Below are 15150 nucleotides of genomic sequence, written 5' to 3'. Positions count from 1 at the left end.
GAAATGGACAAGGGCCTGAGCAATCGCTGCAGGCCCCAGGGTCTGTTGCGGCAGTTGTACCGTTAATCAGCGTGCGGTGATCACCGCCAGCTTGGTGATGCCGGCGCGCTCGATGGCGGCCATGGCCTTGGCCACCGAACCGTAGTCCACCTGGTCATCGGCCTGCAGTTGCACCTTCAGCTCGGCATCATCGGCCTTGGCCTGGATCAGGCTGCTTTCCAGCAACTCCGGCTCAATCTCGTCCTTGTTGATGAACAGCTTGCCGTCACCGTCGATGCTGATCACCAGTGGGTCTTTCTGATCTGCTGGGGCCACGGCTTCGGTCTTCGGCAGGTTGATCGGAATCGAGTTGGTCAGCAGCGGTGCGGTGACGATGAACACCACCAGCAGTACCAGCATCACGTCTACCAGCGGCGTGACGTTGATTTCGCTGAGGACTTCATCGTTGTCCTGGGTCGAGAAAGCCATCTCACACCGCCTCTTTTACAGGTTGGCCGCTGGCGATACCGCCGCGCTTGGCGCCCGGATGGACAATAACCTTGAAGGCACTCTTCTGCGCCAGGCTGTAGAAGTCATGGGCAAAGTCGTCCAGATCCGCAGCGGTCAGCTTGAGGCGACGCAGGAAGTAGTTGTAGACCAGCACCGCCGGTACCGCGACGGCGATACCCACGCCAGTAGCGACCAGGGCGGCACCAATCGGACCAGCCACGGTTTCCAGGCTGGCGTTGCCCGCCGCGCTGATGCCCTTGAGCGCTTCCATGATGCCCCACACGGTGCCGAACAGGCCGATGAAGGGTGAGGTGGAACCGATAGAGGCGACCACCGCCAGACCGGATTCAAGCGAACGACGCTCACGCTGGATCTGCTGACGCAGGGCGCGTTCGAGGCGATCCTGGTGGTTGATCGCCTGACTGAGGTCACCTGGCTGCTGGCCGTCCGGTACCTGGATGGCGGCGAAGCCGGCCTGGGCCACATGAGCTACCGCGCCGGACTGGTTCTGGCCCAGTTCGGCGGCCGAGTCGAGACTGGTGGCTGACCAGAACAGCTTCTGGAACTTGCGATCCTGATGGCGCTGGCGAGCGAACTGGATGCCCTTGATCAGGGCCAGGCCCCAGGTGACGACGGAAAAGCCGATCAGCAGCCAGATGACGGCATGTTCGACCGATTGCAGGGGGGAGTCCACTAACAGGTTCATGATGCGTTCCTCGGAAAACGGTATGTCGATGACGGGGTTCGAACCCGGGCTGTCCCGGGCTCGTGGAAAAAGGGTGTTGCGGTGCGCTTAGTTCAGGCGGAAGTCCAGCGGTACGGTGACCCAGCCTTCCTGGGCGACATCGCCACGCTTGGCGGGCACGAAGCTCCAACGCTGTACGGCTTTAACCGCGGCCTGGTCGAGTACGTCACGACCGCTGCTGGTCTGGATCTGGATGTCGCCGGGTTTGCCATTGGCCAGCACGCGGATGCGCAGCAGTACGGTGCCTTCCCAACCGCGGCGCTGGGCCAGCGAGGGATACTCCGGCGCCGGGTTGCGCAGGTAAGCGGCATTGGCGGACGGCGGCGTCTCGGTCACCGGTTTTGGTGCGGGCGGTGCAGGCGGTGCCGGTGGCGCTTCGACCTTGGGTGGTGCAGGCGCGGGCTCGACCGGTTTCGGCACGGGCTTGGGCTCCTGCTTGGGTTTAGGCGGCTGTGGCTTGGGTGGTTCCGGCTTGGGCGGCGGCTTGACTGCCAACTCGTCGACCACCGGTGGTGGCGGCTCGACGACAGGCTCGGGCGGTGGCGGTTCGATCACGGGCTCCGGTGGCGGAGTCGGGGCCGCGAACTCGATGGTCATCGGCGGGATTTCCACTGGCACTTCCGGTAGCACCGGCTCGGGTCGCTGGCTCAGCCAGACCAGTACCGCGGCATGCAGAACCAGCGCAAAGGTGCCAAGCAGAATCGCTTCACGACGCCCCAGGACGGGACGCGAGGCATGGGGGGTGTGACGCAGCGTACCCAGCGCCTGACGCAGAGGTACACCGAGGTCAAAGACCTCTCCGGGCACACGAGCCTGCTGCCAGGCCGCGGTGGAACGCACGGAGGATTGAAGATTACCCATTACCAACAGACTCCTGGAAGTACCGGCTTAGAGCCGGTCTAAGCAAAAACGGAATTCCAGTTGTCTGGTGCGGCCAAGAATGAGGGTTACCGATTATTTCGTAAAATCACTTTTTTTCAGATGGTTATTCGATTGGAGAATATCGATTCTGGAGAACGGCTCCTGGTGTCAATGAGATGGAAATGTGATGGCGACAGGTGGCCCAGTCAGCGCCATGCGATCAGGGCGCGTCAGCCAACAGGAATTGAGGAGAGCAGAAACAAGAAAAGCGGCCAATGGCCGCTTTTCAGGGAACCTGCCCAAGGCAGGTTGATATGGCGCAGCGGACGGGACTCGAACCCGCGACCCCCGGCGTGACAGGCCGGTATTCTAACCGACTGAACTACCGCTGCGTGTCGGTGGACTTGCGTCCGTACAACTCTTGCATCGCAGATGCGAAACTTGCTTTCGCATCACATGCCAGACAATGTCTTGCATGGAAAATATGGCGCAGCGGACGGGACTCGAACCCGCGACCCCCGGCGTGACAGGCCGGTATTCTAACCGACTGAACTACCGCTGCGCGTCGGTGGACTTGCGTCCAATCTCTCAAGTGAAGTGGTGGGTGATGACGGGATCGAACCGCCGACCCTCTGCTTGTAAGGCAGATGCTCTCCCGGCTGAGCTAATCACCCTTCGTCTTGCGAGGCCGCGAAATTTACGCGGGGGCCAAACCTAAGTCAAGGCCCCGCTTCGATTTTTTCTAAAATAATGGTTTTTACAGCGCCGCCAGACCACGAGCCAGATCGGCCTTGAGATCGGCCACGTCTTCCAGGCCGACCGCAACCCGGATCAGGCTGTCACGAATACCGGCATTGGCACGCTCTTGCGGCGACAGGCGACCGTGGGACGTCGTCGCCGGATGGGCGATGGTGGTCTTGGTGTCGCCCAGGTTGGTGGTGATGGAAATCACTCGTGTGGCATCGATGAAACGCCAGGCGCCCTCCTTGCCTCCCTTGACTTCGAAACTCACGACTGCACCAAAGGCGCTCTGCTGACGCGCAGCCAGTTCATGCTGAGGATGGCTGGCGAGACCAGCGTAATACACGTGCTCGATCCCCTCCTGTTGCTCCAGCCACTGAGCCAGTGCCAGGGCGCTGGCACAATGGGCCTGCATGCGGATACGCAACGTCTCCAGGCCTTTGAGAAAGATCCAGGCGTTGAACGGGCTCAGGGTCGGCCCTGCGGTACGCAGAAAGCCCACCACATCCGTCATCAGTTTGGCACTACCGGCCACCACACCGCCCATGGCGCGGCCCTGACCGTCGATGAACTTGGTAGCCGAGTGCATGACGATATCCGCACCGAGCTTCAGCGGCTGTTGCAGCGCAGGCGTGCAGAAGCAGTTGTCCACTGCCAGCAGCGCACCACGCTCGTGGGCGATTGCGGCCAGCGCAGCGATATCCACCAGCTCGGCCAGCGGGTTGGAAGGCGACTCGACGAACAGCAGCTTGGTGTTGGGCTTGAATGCACCCGCCCAGGCTTGCAGATCAGCCAGCGGCACGTAGTCGACCTGCACACCGAAACGCTTCAAATACTTTTCGAACAGGCTGATGGTCGAGCCGAATACGCTGCGCGACACCAGTACATGGTCACCGGCGCTGCACAGGCTCATGACGATGGACAGGATCGCCGACATACCCGAAGCGGTCGCGACCGCCTGCTCGGCGCCTTCCATCGCTGCGATACGCTCCTCGAAGGCACGTACCGTGGGGTTGGTGTAGCGCGAATAGACGTTGCCCGGCACTTCACCGGCGAAGCGTGCAGCTGCGTCGGCGGCGGTGCGGAACACGTAGCTGGAGGTGGTGAACAGCGCCTCGCTGTGCTCGCCCTCCGGCGTGCGGTGTTGCCCGGCACGCACCGCCAGGGTGTCGAAGCCGACACCGTCCAGATCGCTGTTGAGCCGACCGGCATCCCATTCCTGCGTCATATCGCGTCCTCGTCCAGAAACCAGTCCGGGCCACATGGGCCCGGTCGTCAATCAATTGCTAAGCGCTTCAAGTCATGTAGGGTGGATCGGGGATACTCTTTTCATCCACCATTGCGATTGCAAAGCGGTGGATGGGTGAAGCGTCATCCACCCTACGTACCTGTCGATCAGTTGTTATACAGGCCGATGATCTCGCTGACCTGACCCTCGGTCTTGGAGCCATCGTTACGCGCCAGGTCGATGCGATTGAGGTAAGCCTCGTCGACGTCGCCGGTCACGTACTGGCCATCGAACACCGCGCAATCGAAGTGTTCGATCTTGATCTTGCCGCCACCGACAGCCTCTTTCAGGTCATCGAGATCCTGATAGATCAGCCAATCGGCACCGATCAGCTCGGCCACCTGCTCGGTCGTACGGCCATGGGCGATCAGCTCGTGTGGGCTCGGCATATCGATGCCATACACGTTCGGATAACGCACGGCAGGTGCCGCCGAACAGAAATACACGTTCTTCGCACCAGCTTCACGGGCCATCTGGATGATCTGCTTGCAGGTGGTGCCGCGTACGATGGAGTCGTCCACCAGCATCACGTTCTTGCCGCGGAACTCCAGCTCGATGGCATTGAGCTTCTGGCGTACCGACTTCTTGCGAGCCGCCTGCCCCGGCATGATGAAGGTACGACCGATGTAGCGGTTCTTGACGAAACCTTCGCGAAACTTCACGCCGAGGTGGTTGGCCAGTTCCAGCGCCGAAGTACGGCTGGTATCGGGAATCGGGATGACCACGTCGATATCGTGTTCCGGGCGCTCGCGACGAATCTTGTCGGCCAGCTTCTCGCCCATGCGCAGGCGCGCCTTGTATACCGATACACCGTCCATGATCGAGTCCGGACGAGCCAGGTAAACGTGTTCGAAGATGCACGGCGCATGGTGCGGATTAGGCGCGCACTGACGGGTATGCAGTTGACCTTCTTCGGTGATATACACCGCCTCGCCGGGAGCCAGGTCGCGGATCAGGGTGAAACCGAGGACGTCCAGCGCCACGCTTTCGGAAGCGATCATGTATTCGACGCCTTCGTCGGTATGACGCTGGCCGAAGACGATCGGGCGAATGCCGTTCGGGTCGCGGAAGCCGACGATGCCGTAACCGGTGATCATCGCCACCACCGCGTAACCGCCACGGCAGCGCTTGTGCACGTCCTTGACCGCAGCGAACACATCTTCCTCGCTGGGGTTGAGCTTGCCGCGCACAGCCAGTTCGTGGGCGAATACGTTGAGCAGCACCTCAGAATCGGAGCTGGTGTTGACGTGGCGCAGATCCGATTCGTAGATCTCCTTGGCCAGCTGCTCGACGTTGGTCAGGTTGCCGTTGTGCGCCAGGGTAATGCCGTAGGGCGAGTTGACGTAGAACGGCTGCGCCTCGGCAGAGCTGGAGCTACCGGCAGTCGGGTAGCGCACGTGGCCGATGCCCATGTGGCCGATCAGGCGCTGCATGTGCCGCTGCTGGAACACATCGCGCACCAGGCCATTGTCCTTGCGCAGGAACAACCGTCCCTCATGGCTGGTAACGATACCGGCAGCATCCTGGCCGCGGTGCTGGAGGACGGTGAGCCCGTCATACAGCGCCTGATTGACGTTCGATTTACCGACGATACCGACAATGCCACACATGTGACGCAACCCCTACTCAGTGGAACGACTAATTACCAGTGCCAGCGGGAATGGTTCCCGGCAGCACGTCTTTGAACGGCAGTTCGACCGGCTCGCGGATACCGCTCGCCAACCACTCGCTGGACATCCCCAGGATGAGGTTCTTCGACCAGTCTGCAACCATCAGAAAATGCGGTAGCAACGTCGACTGCTGCCACCAGACATCCTGCTCGACAGGCGCCAGACTCAATAGCCCGACTGCGACCACCACCAGCAAGGCACCGCGAGCAGCACCGAATACCATACCGAGAAAACGATCCGTGCCCGAAAGCCCGGTCACCCGAACCAGTTCACCGATCAGATAATTGATCAAGGCCCCGACCAGCAGGGTCAATACGAACAACAAGACACAGGCGGCGATGACGCGGGCGGAAGGAGTTTCGATGTAGGCACCGAGATGCTGCGAGAGCGCACCGCCAAACATCCAGGCTACGACGCCAGCGATAATCCAGGTGACAAGCGACAGGGCTTCCTTGACGAAGCCACGACTCAAGCTGATCAGACTGGATACGGCGATGACGGCGATGATCGCCCAATCGACCCAAGTGAATGCCACGATGCAGGCTACCGATGGAAGAGGCGCTGTATTTTAGCAGAGCCCTGCCCATCGGTTAAGCGCAGATACCGAGTCAGTTGCTTTCCGGCTGGAAGCGCACCACGAAGCCATTGAGCTTGTGCTGACGGTTGAGCTGATCACGCAAACGGTCGGCCTCGACCCGCTCGATCAACGGCCCGACGAATACCCGGTTCATGCCATCGACGCTACGGATGTAGGCGTTGTAGCCCTGAGCACGCAAGGTTTTCTGCAGGGTTTCCGCCCCCGGGCGACTGGACAGACTGGCCAACTGCACCGACCAACTGACCGGCAGGCTGTTGGCATCCAGACGCTCGGCCGGAGCCTTCTGCGGCGGTGGAGTCACTTCGGCGGGCTTGCTCGGCGTTGGTTGCGGAGCTGGAGTCGCCACAGGCGTTTCGTCGGCGGGCAACTCGACGATCGGCTGCTCGACGGGTGCCTGCGCATCTGCGGCAGCCGCGCTATCGCCGGGTATCGGCTCCTGCGGTAACTCCTGGGGATCCGGAACGATCACCGGTTGCATCTCGATTTCCGGCACCACCGGCTTGGCCGGTATGCTTGGCGCATCGACCACCACATGACGCAACTCGTCAGGACGGGACAGCAGCATCGGCAGGAAAATCACCGCCAGCGCTACCAGCACCAGAGCCCCGACAATACGTTGCTTCGTTCCGCTATCCAGCATTGCCATCCTGCACACCCTCCTGGGCGTGACGCTCCAGCCACATCAGGGCTTCGGCCACGCAGAAAAAAGATCCAAAGAGCAGAATTTCATCCCCTGCCGCGGCGCGCTCGCACTGTGCCTGCAGAGCACTCGCCACATCGCTATACATCTCGGCCTGCGCGGCGCAGGCGACCAGATGACCATGCAACTCGGCCGCGGGACGTGAGCGTTCGGTTGGCAATGAAGTCACCGCCCAATGCGCCACTTCGCCCAACAGCGGCGCCACCACGGCAGGCAGATCCTTGTCGGCCAGCAGGCCAAACACCGCCAGACACCGGCCTGCGGACGGACGGGCCTGCAGACGCCCGGCAAGGAACTGAGTTGCATGGGGATTGTGCCCTACATCGAGCAACAGAGTGAGGGACTTGCCCTGCCAGTTCAAGTGACGACGATCCAGACGCCCGGCGACCCGCGTCACCTGCAAAGCACTGGCGATACGATCCGCATCCCACGGCAGGTCGAGCAAGGCATAGGCCTGCAGCGCCAGCGCGGCGTTCTCCATGGGCAGATCGAGCAATGGCAAGCCCGCGAGGCGCAACACTTCACCGCGGGCAGTCAGCCCATACCAGTTCCAGCCATCTTCAGCGATGCTCAGATCGAAATCCCGGCAACGCAGGAAGAACGGCGCATCGAGCTCGGCGACACGCTCCAGCAGCGGCAGCGGCGGGTCGAAGTCGCCGCATAGAGCGGGTTTGCCGGCGCGCAGAATGCCAGCCTTCTCGAACGCAACGGACTCGCGGGTATCGCCCAGCCAGTCGGCGTGATCCACGCCAATACTGGTGATCAGTGCCAGGTCGGCGTCGATCAGGTTTACCGCATCCAGGCGCCCGCCCAGGCCGACTTCCAGCACCGCGACATCCAGAGCGGCGCGCTCGAACAGCCAGAAAGCGGCCAGAGTGCCCATTTCGAAATAGGTCAGCGAGGTTTCGCCCCGCGCCGCTTCGACCGCCGTGAAGGCCTCACAAAGACCTTCATCGCTGGCCTCCAGGCCGTCGATCTGTACCCGCTCGTTGTAGCGCAGCAGGTGCGGCGAGCTGTACACGCCGACCTTGAGGCCCTGAGCGCGCAGCAACGAGGCGAGAAAGGCGCAGGTCGAGCCCTTGCCGTTGGTGCCGGTCACCGTGATCACTCGCGGCGCCGGCCGGGAAAGCCCAAGGCGCTCAGCGACCTCCCGGGAGCGCTCCAGGCCCATGTCGATGGCGCTCGGATGCAAACGCTCCAGGTACGCCAGCCACTCGGCCAGGGAGCGCTGGGTCATGCAGTGACCGGCAGCGCTGCAGGAGATGGCTGGTGGGTGAACTGAGCCAGCAGGCGAGCCAGGCGCGGACGCAGCTCGGCACGGTGAATGATCATATCGATGGCGCCGTGCTCGATGAGGAACTCGCTGCGCTGGAAGCCTTCTGGCAGCTTCTCGCGAACGGTCTGCTCGATCACCCGCGGGCCGGCGAAGCCGATCAGCGCCTTCGGCTCGGCAACGATTACATCACCCAGCATGGCCAGGCTGGCGGAAACGCCGCCGTAGACCGGATCGGTGAGCACGGAAATGAACGGAATGCCTTCTTCGCGCAGACGCGCCAGAACGGCCGAGGTCTTGGCCATCTGCATCAGCGAGATCAGCGCTTCCTGCATGCGCGCACCACCGGAAGCGGCGAAACACACGAACGGGCAGCGGTTCTCCAGCGCCACATTGGCGGCACGCACGAAGCGCTCACCGACGATCGCACCCATGGAGCCTCCCATGAAGGAGAACTCGAAGGCGCAGGCCACGATCGGCATGCCTTCCAGGGTGCCGCTCATGGAGATCAGTGCGTCCTTCTCGCCGGTCTGCTTCTGCGCAGCAACCAGGCGATCCTTGTACTTCTTGCTGTCGCGGAATTTCAGGCGGTCGTTGGGCTCGAGATCGGCACCGATCTCTTCACGACCCTCGGCATCGAGGAAGATATCCAGGCGTGCACGAGCGCCGATACGCATGTGGTGACTGCACTTGGGACAAACGTCCAGGGTCTTTTCCAGCTCGGGCTTGTACAGCACGGCCTCGCAGGACGGGCACTTGTGCCACAGGCCTTCCGGCACCGAACTCTTCTTGACCTCGGAACGCATGATCGATGGGATCAGTTTGTCTACCAGCCAGTTGCTCATGCTCTCAATTCTCCAACGCTGTAGGCTTCAACATGCTTGCTGCACATGACAAGCGAATTCACAAAGCGGTCGCCACAGGGGCCGGCGTTACGCCCACCACCTTGCCCGACCACGAAAAAAGCGCGCACTCGTCGCGGCGATAGGAGTATGGACGGCCCGCTGAGCAGCGCCGTCACATCAAGTCTCCTACCGCTCGAACGGCACGCACGAAGTCTTTTACCTTGGCGGCATCCTTGATGCCCTTGCCCGCCTCGACGCCTCCACTGACATCCACTGCATAAGGACGTACCTGAGCGATTGCCGCCGTGACGTTTTCCGGGGTCAGACCGCCCGCCAGGATAACCGGCTTGCTCAGTTGCACCGGCACCAGCGACCAGTCGAAGGCCTGCCCCGTACCACCGGGCACCCCTTCCACGAAGGTATCGAGCAGTACCGCGCGCGCGCCTGGATAAGCATCCACCAGGGCCGTCACATCATCCTGCGCACGAACCCGCAGGACCTTGATGTAAGGCCGCCCCACTGCTTCGCAATCGGCTGCGCTTTCATCACCGTGAAACTGCAGCAGATCCAGCGGCACCGCGGCCAGTACCTCGTCCATCTCGGCTCGCGGCATGTCGACGAACAGGCCGACCGTGGTCACGAACGGCGGCAACGCTGTAACGATGGCCCGCGCCTGCTCGATCGACACCGCCCGCGGGCTGCGCTCATAGAACACCAGGCCGATCGCGTCGGCACCGGCCGCCACTGCGGCGAGCGCATCCTCGAGGCGGGTAATCCCGCAGATCTTGCAGCGAACGACTGACAAAAGACGAATACCTCCGCGAAAGGCCGGATGGTAACAAATGACCAACAAAGGCGGGCCATTAATTGCTGTGCCCGCCCTGCTCCGCCGCTTACTCCGGGATCGCCACGTCTCTCAGGCCGGATAGGAAATGCGGCCCCAGATAGCGTGTCGGCAACTCGAACTCGGCCGGATAATCCACCTGCACCAGATACAGCCCGTATGGATGGGCCGTTACGCCGCCAGTGCGTCGTACACCGGTTTCCAGCACCTCGCCAGCCCACTCCACAGGCCGTTCACCAGCACCGATGGTCATCAGCACACCGGCGATGTTACGCACCATATGGTGCAGGAAGGCGTTGGCGCGAATATCCAGCACGATGAAACGCCCGTGCTGCAGCAATTCCAGATGGTGCACCGTCTTGATCGGCGACTTGGCCTGGCACTGTCGAGCACGAAAGGCACTGAAATCATGGGTACCGATGAATACGCGCGCGGCTTCACGCATGCGTTCGATATCCAGCGGGCGGTGGTTCCAGGTCACCTCTTCGGCCATGTGCGCCGGGCGGATCTGATCGTTGTAGATCACATAGCGATAGCGGCGCGCCATGGCGCAGAAGCGTGCATCGAAGTGCCCCGGCATGGCCTTGGCCCAGGTCACGCTGATGTCACCGGGCAGATTCATGTTGGCGCCCATGACCCAGGCGTGCATGGAGCGCTCGACCGTGGTGTCGAAGTGCACCACCTGGCCACTGGCATGCACCAGGGCATCGGTACGCCCGGCACAGCTCAGCGTCACGGGCGCGCCACCGGCGACCTTGGAAAGGGCTTTCTCGAGGGACGCCTGGATCGATGGGACACCATCGCGCTGACGCTGGAAACCACGGTAACGGGCGCCACGATACTCGACACCCAGGGCTATCTTGTAAATGCCGACGGCAGCCATTTCGGCTGCCGTCGAGGTACGCACATCAGACATGTATCAAACCAGTTTGCCGATCAGCTCTCGCGCTTCCTGCTGCTGACCATCGTTACCTTCGGCGATCACTTCATCGAGGATGTCACGGGCACCCTCGGTATCGCCCATATCAATGTAGGCCCGCGCCAGATCCAGCTTGGTAGCGGTCTCGTCGGTACCCGAGAGGAAGTCGAAGTCCTCATCGTCGTCGAGCGACGGGGCATCCGCCTGCTGGCCTTGCGGCTCCAGCTGACCTTGCTGCTCAAGGCTTTCGGCCAACTGGTCGAGTTCGGCAGTCACGTCATCGAGCTGAGCGGCGAAGCTGGCATCCGCGGCCGGAGCCGGCGTTTCGTCGTTGAGCGACAGGTCGAAATCGGCTGGCAGGCCAAAATCATCCTGAGCCTTTTCGTCCGAAAGAGCCGAGGAGAAATCAGTCAGACCATCGTTGGCTGGCGCCTTGTCGGCGTCCTCATCGAGGCTCAGCAGGAACTCATCTTCCTGAGCCGCTGCCGGAATGCCAGGCGAGTCCAGATCAAGACTGAAGTCCGCCAGCTCACCACCGAGCTCCTGACGGTTATCGGCTTCATTGCCGAGATCCAGATCGAAAGCCACTTCGTCATCCTTGCTTGCGGCCGGTTGTTCAGGAGTCTGCAGATCCAGATCGGAATCCAGGTTCAGGGTGTCGATTTCGTCGAAACCGCTGGTGTCCTGAGCCGTCGCCTGCGGGTCAGCGGCGAATTCGGCCTCGAGTGCATCCAGGTCGAGATCGAAGGCGTCGTCGGCAGGTTGCGATGCCGCCGGTTGAGCGGGTTCGTCCAGTTCCAGGTCGTCCAGACTGAAGGAATCCAGATCATCGGCGGCGGCAGCGCCAGCCAGCGTAGCGGCGCCGCCAAGCACCACCATGGCCGGGTAACGACTTTTCAGCTGCTCGACTTCGGCATTGGCACCGCCGATTTCACGCAGTTCGTTTTCCTGGCGGGCGAAGCCTTCGCGGTCGCCCAGCTCGGCGTAGACTTCCATCAGCTTCAGACGCAGGTCGGTGCGCTGCGGCTCGTCGTTGATGGCGTTGTGCAGCAGCTCGGCGGCCTGATTGAAGCGGCCGTAAGCGACGTAGATATCGGCCTCGCCCAGGGCGTCACCGGTCTGCGCAGTGACGCGCTCCTCGCCGACTGGCTGCAGCGGAGCAGCCAGGTCATCCGGCAGATCATTCAGACTGTCGGCAGGCAGTTCCAGGTCGCTGTCGAAGCGGTGGGTGTCTTCCTGGTATACAGCGAGACTCTCTTCCTCCTCGGCTTCCTTGCGCGCATTACGACGCGACAGGATCAGCAACACCAGCAGCAATGCCAACAACAGGCTGCCACCGATCAAACCCAGCAGCATCGGGTTGGCCAGCAGCTTGTCGAGGGCGCTGTCTTCGTCGACTGGCTCGGGCGCGGCGGCTACCGGCTCCGGGGCCTTGGTGACGATGGGAGCGGCAGGTTCGGCTGGCGCCGGCTGACTGGCTACCGCTGGCTCTTCGGCCGGAGCAGCAGCGCCATCGGTTTGTGCTGCGGGAGCACCATCGGTACCAGGCTGCGGAGCTGGCTCGCCGACTACCGGGGCCTCGGTTGCAGGCTCAGTTGGAACCGCGGGTGTTTCGCCCGCAGGAGCAGCAGGCGTGGCAGCCTCACCTGGATTGGTCGTGGACTCAGTCGGCGCCTGGCCCGTGGCGGCAGGTGCTGCGTCATCATCAGCGGCAGCCTGACCGTCGGTGGCTGACACATCGGCCTGCAGCTTGGCCAATTGGTTGTCTTTCAGTTGAATGAGCCGCTGCAGCTTGTCGAGCTGGCTTTGCAGGTCGTTCATGCGATCTTTCAGCTCGTCGTTTTCACGACGGGTCGAATCCAGGCTTTCCTGGGTGACTGCCAGTTGATTGCTCAACGCCGCACTGTCGTTGGAACCGTTTTCGCTGCCCGCAGTGGCCGTACCCGCATCGGCGGCCAGCAGTTTGAGCTTGTCTTCGGCCTGCACTTCGGCAGGTGCTGCGCCGGCACCGGTGCGGCGCGTGGCATCGATCTGTCGAGTACCGGCAGTTGCCGGAGCGCTGCGCGCCTGGCGCCAGGAACTGTTCTGTTCGCCAACCTGAGCCAATGCCTCGGCCTGACTGCGACTGGCGATCTGCCCCTCGTCCGGCAGGCGCAGCACCTGGCCGCTCTTCATGCGGTTGATGTTGCCATCGATGAACGCATCCGGATTGAGATCCTGAATGGCGAGCATCGCCTGATGGACGCTGCCGTTACCGCGTACGCGCTGGGCAATCTCCCACAGGGTGTCGTTGGTGTTGGTGCGGTATTCGCTGCCCTGCTCTGCCGCTGCAGCACGCGGAGCAGCCGGCGTTGGCACAGGCGCCGCGGCGCGCGGCGGCGTGCTCGGCGCGGAAGTAGCAGGCCGTGGCGCAGGAGCGGCGACCGGCAATTGCGGTGCGGCTGCGGCCTGGGGGGAGTAAAGAGGTGGATCGAGCAGCAGTGTGTATTCACGCAGCAGGCGGCCATTGGGCCACAGCACTTCCACGAGGAAATTCAGGTAGGGCTCGCGAACCGGCTTGGTCGAGGTCACGCGAATCACGCTCTTGCCGTTCGGCTTGATGACAGGCGTGAACTTGAGATCGGTCAGAAAATACTGGCGGTCGACTCCGGCCTTGTTGAACTCTTCCGGGGAAGCGAGCGCCGGGCGCATTTCCTCGGCGGAAAGATCACGCACATCCAGGAGTTCAATTTCTGCTACCAGAGGCTGGTTCAGAGATGACTGGAGTGTCAGCTCACCGACACCCAGCGCATGCGCCATACCGGAAGACAGCGCCGACGCCGCAGCGATAGCCAGTACCAGTTTACGAACCCGAAGCATAGCCTTTTCCTTTGTGTTAACTGCTCTCGCACAACGAGAGGGTTGGTGATTGCCGGCTGCCCCTCTGCAGGTTCCCCCAGCCAACAATCAGCTCGCTCAGTAATTGCCAAGCTCGAATAAATCTTCAAATTTCCGGATAAGTATCTTTTACAGATGGTGTTTTATCAATAACTCGCCCAGTTGCACGGCGTTCAAAGCCGCACCTTTTCTCACATTATCAGACACAATCCACAAAGTGAGCTCGCTGGGGTCGTCCAAACCACGCCGCACGCGGCCTACGTACACCTCATCCTGACCGACGGCATCACCGATGACGGTCGGATAATCCCCCGCATCGACCAGCTCGATACCGGCTGCGGCATCCAGTGCAGCGAGAACCGGCTCCAGCTCGACAGGCGAAGAAGCCTGCACGGTAACGTTCAAACTATCGCCAAAGAATACCGGCACCTGGTGACAACTGACCGCGACATTCAGCGAAGCATCATTGAACAGGGCCTTGATGTCTTCGTTGACCCGACGCTCCAGGCGGCCATGCCCCTGCGCGTCCGGCTCGTCGATCTGGGCGAGCACGTTGAAGGCCATCTGCCGGTCGAACAGACGCGGCTCGAACGACCGACCGTTGAGCAACTCGGCGGTTTGCCGGGCCAGCTCGGTTACCCCCGCCCGCCCACGACTGGACACCGCGAGCCCGGCGTCGATCACCAGTCGACGCACCTGCACCTGCTGCCGTAGCGCCGCCAGCACCAGCGCTACCGCCACGGCGATCGAGGATGGGCTGGTCAGCGCGAACGGAGCCTCAAACCCTTCGAGCGCGCCTGCGTTGACCTCAGGCACCACCCGCGGCGCCTGCTCGCCGGGCAGTGCGCCAGAAAGATCGATCAGCGAGCAGCCGGCCTTGCGCACGGCATCGGCATGGGCCAGCGTCACCGACTGATCCGCGGCGAAGAACGCCAGTTTCACGGCACGGAAATCAAAACCTTCGACGGCACGCACACGCAGATTGCGCCCTTTGTAGGCAAGCGTACGGCCTGCCGATTCGCTGCTGGCGAGCAAATGCAGGTCACCGACCGGAAAGTCGCGATCTTCGAGAATTTGCAGGAGGGCTTCGCCAACACTGCCGGTGGCGCCGACGATGGCGATATCAAAGGTAGAAGTCATGAGGGGGAGCCTGACGCTCGATAGCTGAAACAGACCCGGCACTCTACCGAAAAGCAGAGGGGCGGGCGATGGCAATCGCAAGCGATCACCATACAACCCGCCCCTTGGGGTGTTTCTGCCTTAGCGCCTGCTCACGATCTTTCGACGAGGCTCCACGTGC

Annotated in this window: 13 protein-coding genes and 3 tRNA genes; all 16 read right to left on the bottom strand. The window is 62.1% G+C overall.

What is annotated here, in order from left to right:
- Positions 1-66: 66 nt before the first annotated feature.
- Positions 67-468 carry an ExbD/TolR family protein gene (locus tag DNK10_RS06340; protein ID WP_131178489.1) on the bottom strand — a complete coding sequence of 134 codons (402 nt, stop codon included), beginning with the start codon at positions 466-468 and terminating at the stop codon, positions 67-69.
- A gap of 1 nt (position 469) precedes the next feature.
- Positions 470-1195, bottom strand: a complete 726-nt coding sequence (locus DNK10_RS06335; protein ID WP_131178490.1) for a MotA/TolQ/ExbB proton channel family protein — start codon at positions 1193-1195, stop codon at positions 470-472.
- 87 nt (positions 1196-1282) lie between these two features.
- Positions 1283-2095 (bottom strand): energy transducer TonB, encoded by an 813-nt coding sequence (locus tag DNK10_RS06330; protein ID WP_131178491.1) that lies wholly within the window; start codon positions 2093-2095, stop codon positions 1283-1285.
- 315 nt (positions 2096-2410) lie between these two features.
- Positions 2411-2487: transfer RNA gene (locus DNK10_RS06325), tRNA-Asp, on the bottom strand.
- Positions 2488-2580: 93 nt separating this feature from the next.
- A tRNA-Asp gene (locus tag DNK10_RS06320) sits at positions 2581-2657 on the bottom strand.
- Between the two features lie 36 nt (positions 2658-2693).
- A tRNA-Val gene (locus tag DNK10_RS06315) sits at positions 2694-2769 on the bottom strand.
- 83 nt (positions 2770-2852) lie between these two features.
- The gene (locus DNK10_RS06310; protein ID WP_131178492.1) at positions 2853-4064 is read right to left on the bottom strand and encodes an O-succinylhomoserine sulfhydrylase; all 1212 of its coding nucleotides are present in this window, start codon (positions 4062-4064) and stop codon (positions 2853-2855) included.
- Positions 4065-4231: 167 nt separating this feature from the next.
- Positions 4232-5734, bottom strand: coding sequence for an amidophosphoribosyltransferase (gene purF, locus DNK10_RS06305; RefSeq protein ID WP_131178493.1), 1503 nt, complete (start codon positions 5732-5734; stop codon positions 4232-4234).
- A 28-nt stretch (positions 5735-5762) separates the two neighbouring features.
- The gene (locus DNK10_RS06300) at positions 5763-6329 is read right to left on the bottom strand and encodes a CvpA family protein (protein WP_131178494.1); all 567 of its coding nucleotides are present in this window, start codon (positions 6327-6329) and stop codon (positions 5763-5765) included.
- A 73-nt stretch (positions 6330-6402) separates the two neighbouring features.
- A complete protein-coding gene (locus DNK10_RS06295; RefSeq protein WP_131190948.1) occupies positions 6403-7038 on the bottom strand; it encodes an SPOR domain-containing protein in 636 nt (211 codons plus the stop codon).
- Positions 7022-8329 carry a bifunctional tetrahydrofolate synthase/dihydrofolate synthase gene (gene folC / locus DNK10_RS06290; protein ID WP_131190947.1) on the bottom strand — a complete coding sequence of 436 codons (1308 nt, stop codon included), beginning with the start codon at positions 8327-8329 and terminating at the stop codon, positions 7022-7024. The genes DNK10_RS06295 and folC overlap by 17 nt, the downstream gene beginning before the upstream one ends.
- Positions 8326-9210: an acetyl-CoA carboxylase, carboxyltransferase subunit beta gene (gene accD, locus DNK10_RS06285; protein WP_131190946.1), complete on the bottom strand. Its 885-nt coding sequence runs from the start codon at positions 9208-9210 to the stop codon at positions 8326-8328. Before accD ends, folC begins: the two co-directional genes overlap by 4 nt.
- 172 nt (positions 9211-9382) lie before the next feature.
- Positions 9383-10015 (bottom strand): phosphoribosylanthranilate isomerase, encoded by a 633-nt coding sequence (locus DNK10_RS06280; protein WP_131190945.1) that lies wholly within the window; start codon positions 10013-10015, stop codon positions 9383-9385.
- Positions 10016-10103: 88 nt separating this feature from the next.
- Positions 10104-10937: a tRNA pseudouridine(38-40) synthase TruA gene (gene truA / locus DNK10_RS06275; RefSeq protein ID WP_131178659.1), complete on the bottom strand. Its 834-nt coding sequence runs from the start codon at positions 10935-10937 to the stop codon at positions 10104-10106.
- A gap of 36 nt (positions 10938-10973) precedes the next feature.
- Positions 10974-13832, bottom strand: a complete 2859-nt coding sequence (locus tag DNK10_RS06270; protein WP_131190944.1) for a motility hub landmark protein FimV — start codon at positions 13830-13832, stop codon at positions 10974-10976.
- Between the two features lie 147 nt (positions 13833-13979).
- Positions 13980-14990 carry an aspartate-semialdehyde dehydrogenase gene (locus DNK10_RS06265; protein ID WP_131190943.1) on the bottom strand — a complete coding sequence of 337 codons (1011 nt, stop codon included), beginning with the start codon at positions 14988-14990 and terminating at the stop codon, positions 13980-13982.
- Between the last annotated feature and the right edge of the window lie 160 nt (positions 14991-15150).

Origin of the sequence: Phytopseudomonas daroniae, from assembly GCF_004327275.1 — a bacterium.
GTDB classification, from domain to species: domain Bacteria; phylum Pseudomonadota; class Gammaproteobacteria; order Pseudomonadales; family Pseudomonadaceae; genus Aquipseudomonas; species Aquipseudomonas daroniae.
The sequence above is the reverse complement of the archived record's forward strand: the minus strand, read 5'-3'. Positions and strand labels throughout refer to the sequence as shown.

What these genes read in the sequence shown, in the direction of transcription:
- purF (WP_131178493.1), bottom strand. Translation starts at nt 5,734, where the DNA reads ATGTGTGGCATTGTCGGTATCGTCGGTAAATCGAACGTCAATCAGGCG.
- folC (WP_131190947.1), bottom strand. Translation starts at nt 8,329, where the DNA reads ATGACCCAGCGCTCCCTGGCCGAGTGGCTGGCGTACCTGGAGCGTTTG.
- DNK10_RS06340 (WP_131178489.1), bottom strand. Translation starts at nt 468, where the DNA reads ATGGCTTTCTCGACCCAGGACAACGATGAAGTCCTCAGCGAAATCAAC.
- DNK10_RS06265 (WP_131190943.1), bottom strand. Translation starts at nt 14,990, where the DNA reads ATGACTTCTACCTTTGATATCGCCATCGTCGGCGCCACCGGCAGTGTT.
- DNK10_RS06330 (WP_131178491.1), bottom strand. Translation starts at nt 2,095, where the DNA reads ATGGGTAATCTTCAATCCTCCGTGCGTTCCACCGCGGCCTGGCAGCAG.
- truA (WP_131178659.1), bottom strand. Translation starts at nt 10,937, where the DNA reads ATGGCTGCCGTCGGCATTTACAAGATAGCCCTGGGTGTCGAGTATCGT.
- DNK10_RS06335 (WP_131178490.1), bottom strand. Translation starts at nt 1,195, where the DNA reads ATGAACCTGTTAGTGGACTCCCCCCTGCAATCGGTCGAACATGCCGTC.
- DNK10_RS06295 (WP_131190948.1), bottom strand. Translation starts at nt 7,038, where the DNA reads ATGGCAATGCTGGATAGCGGAACGAAGCAACGTATTGTCGGGGCTCTG.
- accD (WP_131190946.1), bottom strand. Translation starts at nt 9,210, where the DNA reads ATGAGCAACTGGCTGGTAGACAAACTGATCCCATCGATCATGCGTTCC.
- DNK10_RS06270 (WP_131190944.1), bottom strand. Translation starts at nt 13,832, where the DNA reads ATGCTTCGGGTTCGTAAACTGGTACTGGCTATCGCTGCGGCGTCGGCG.
- DNK10_RS06310 (WP_131178492.1), bottom strand. Translation starts at nt 4,064, where the DNA reads ATGACGCAGGAATGGGATGCCGGTCGGCTCAACAGCGATCTGGACGGT.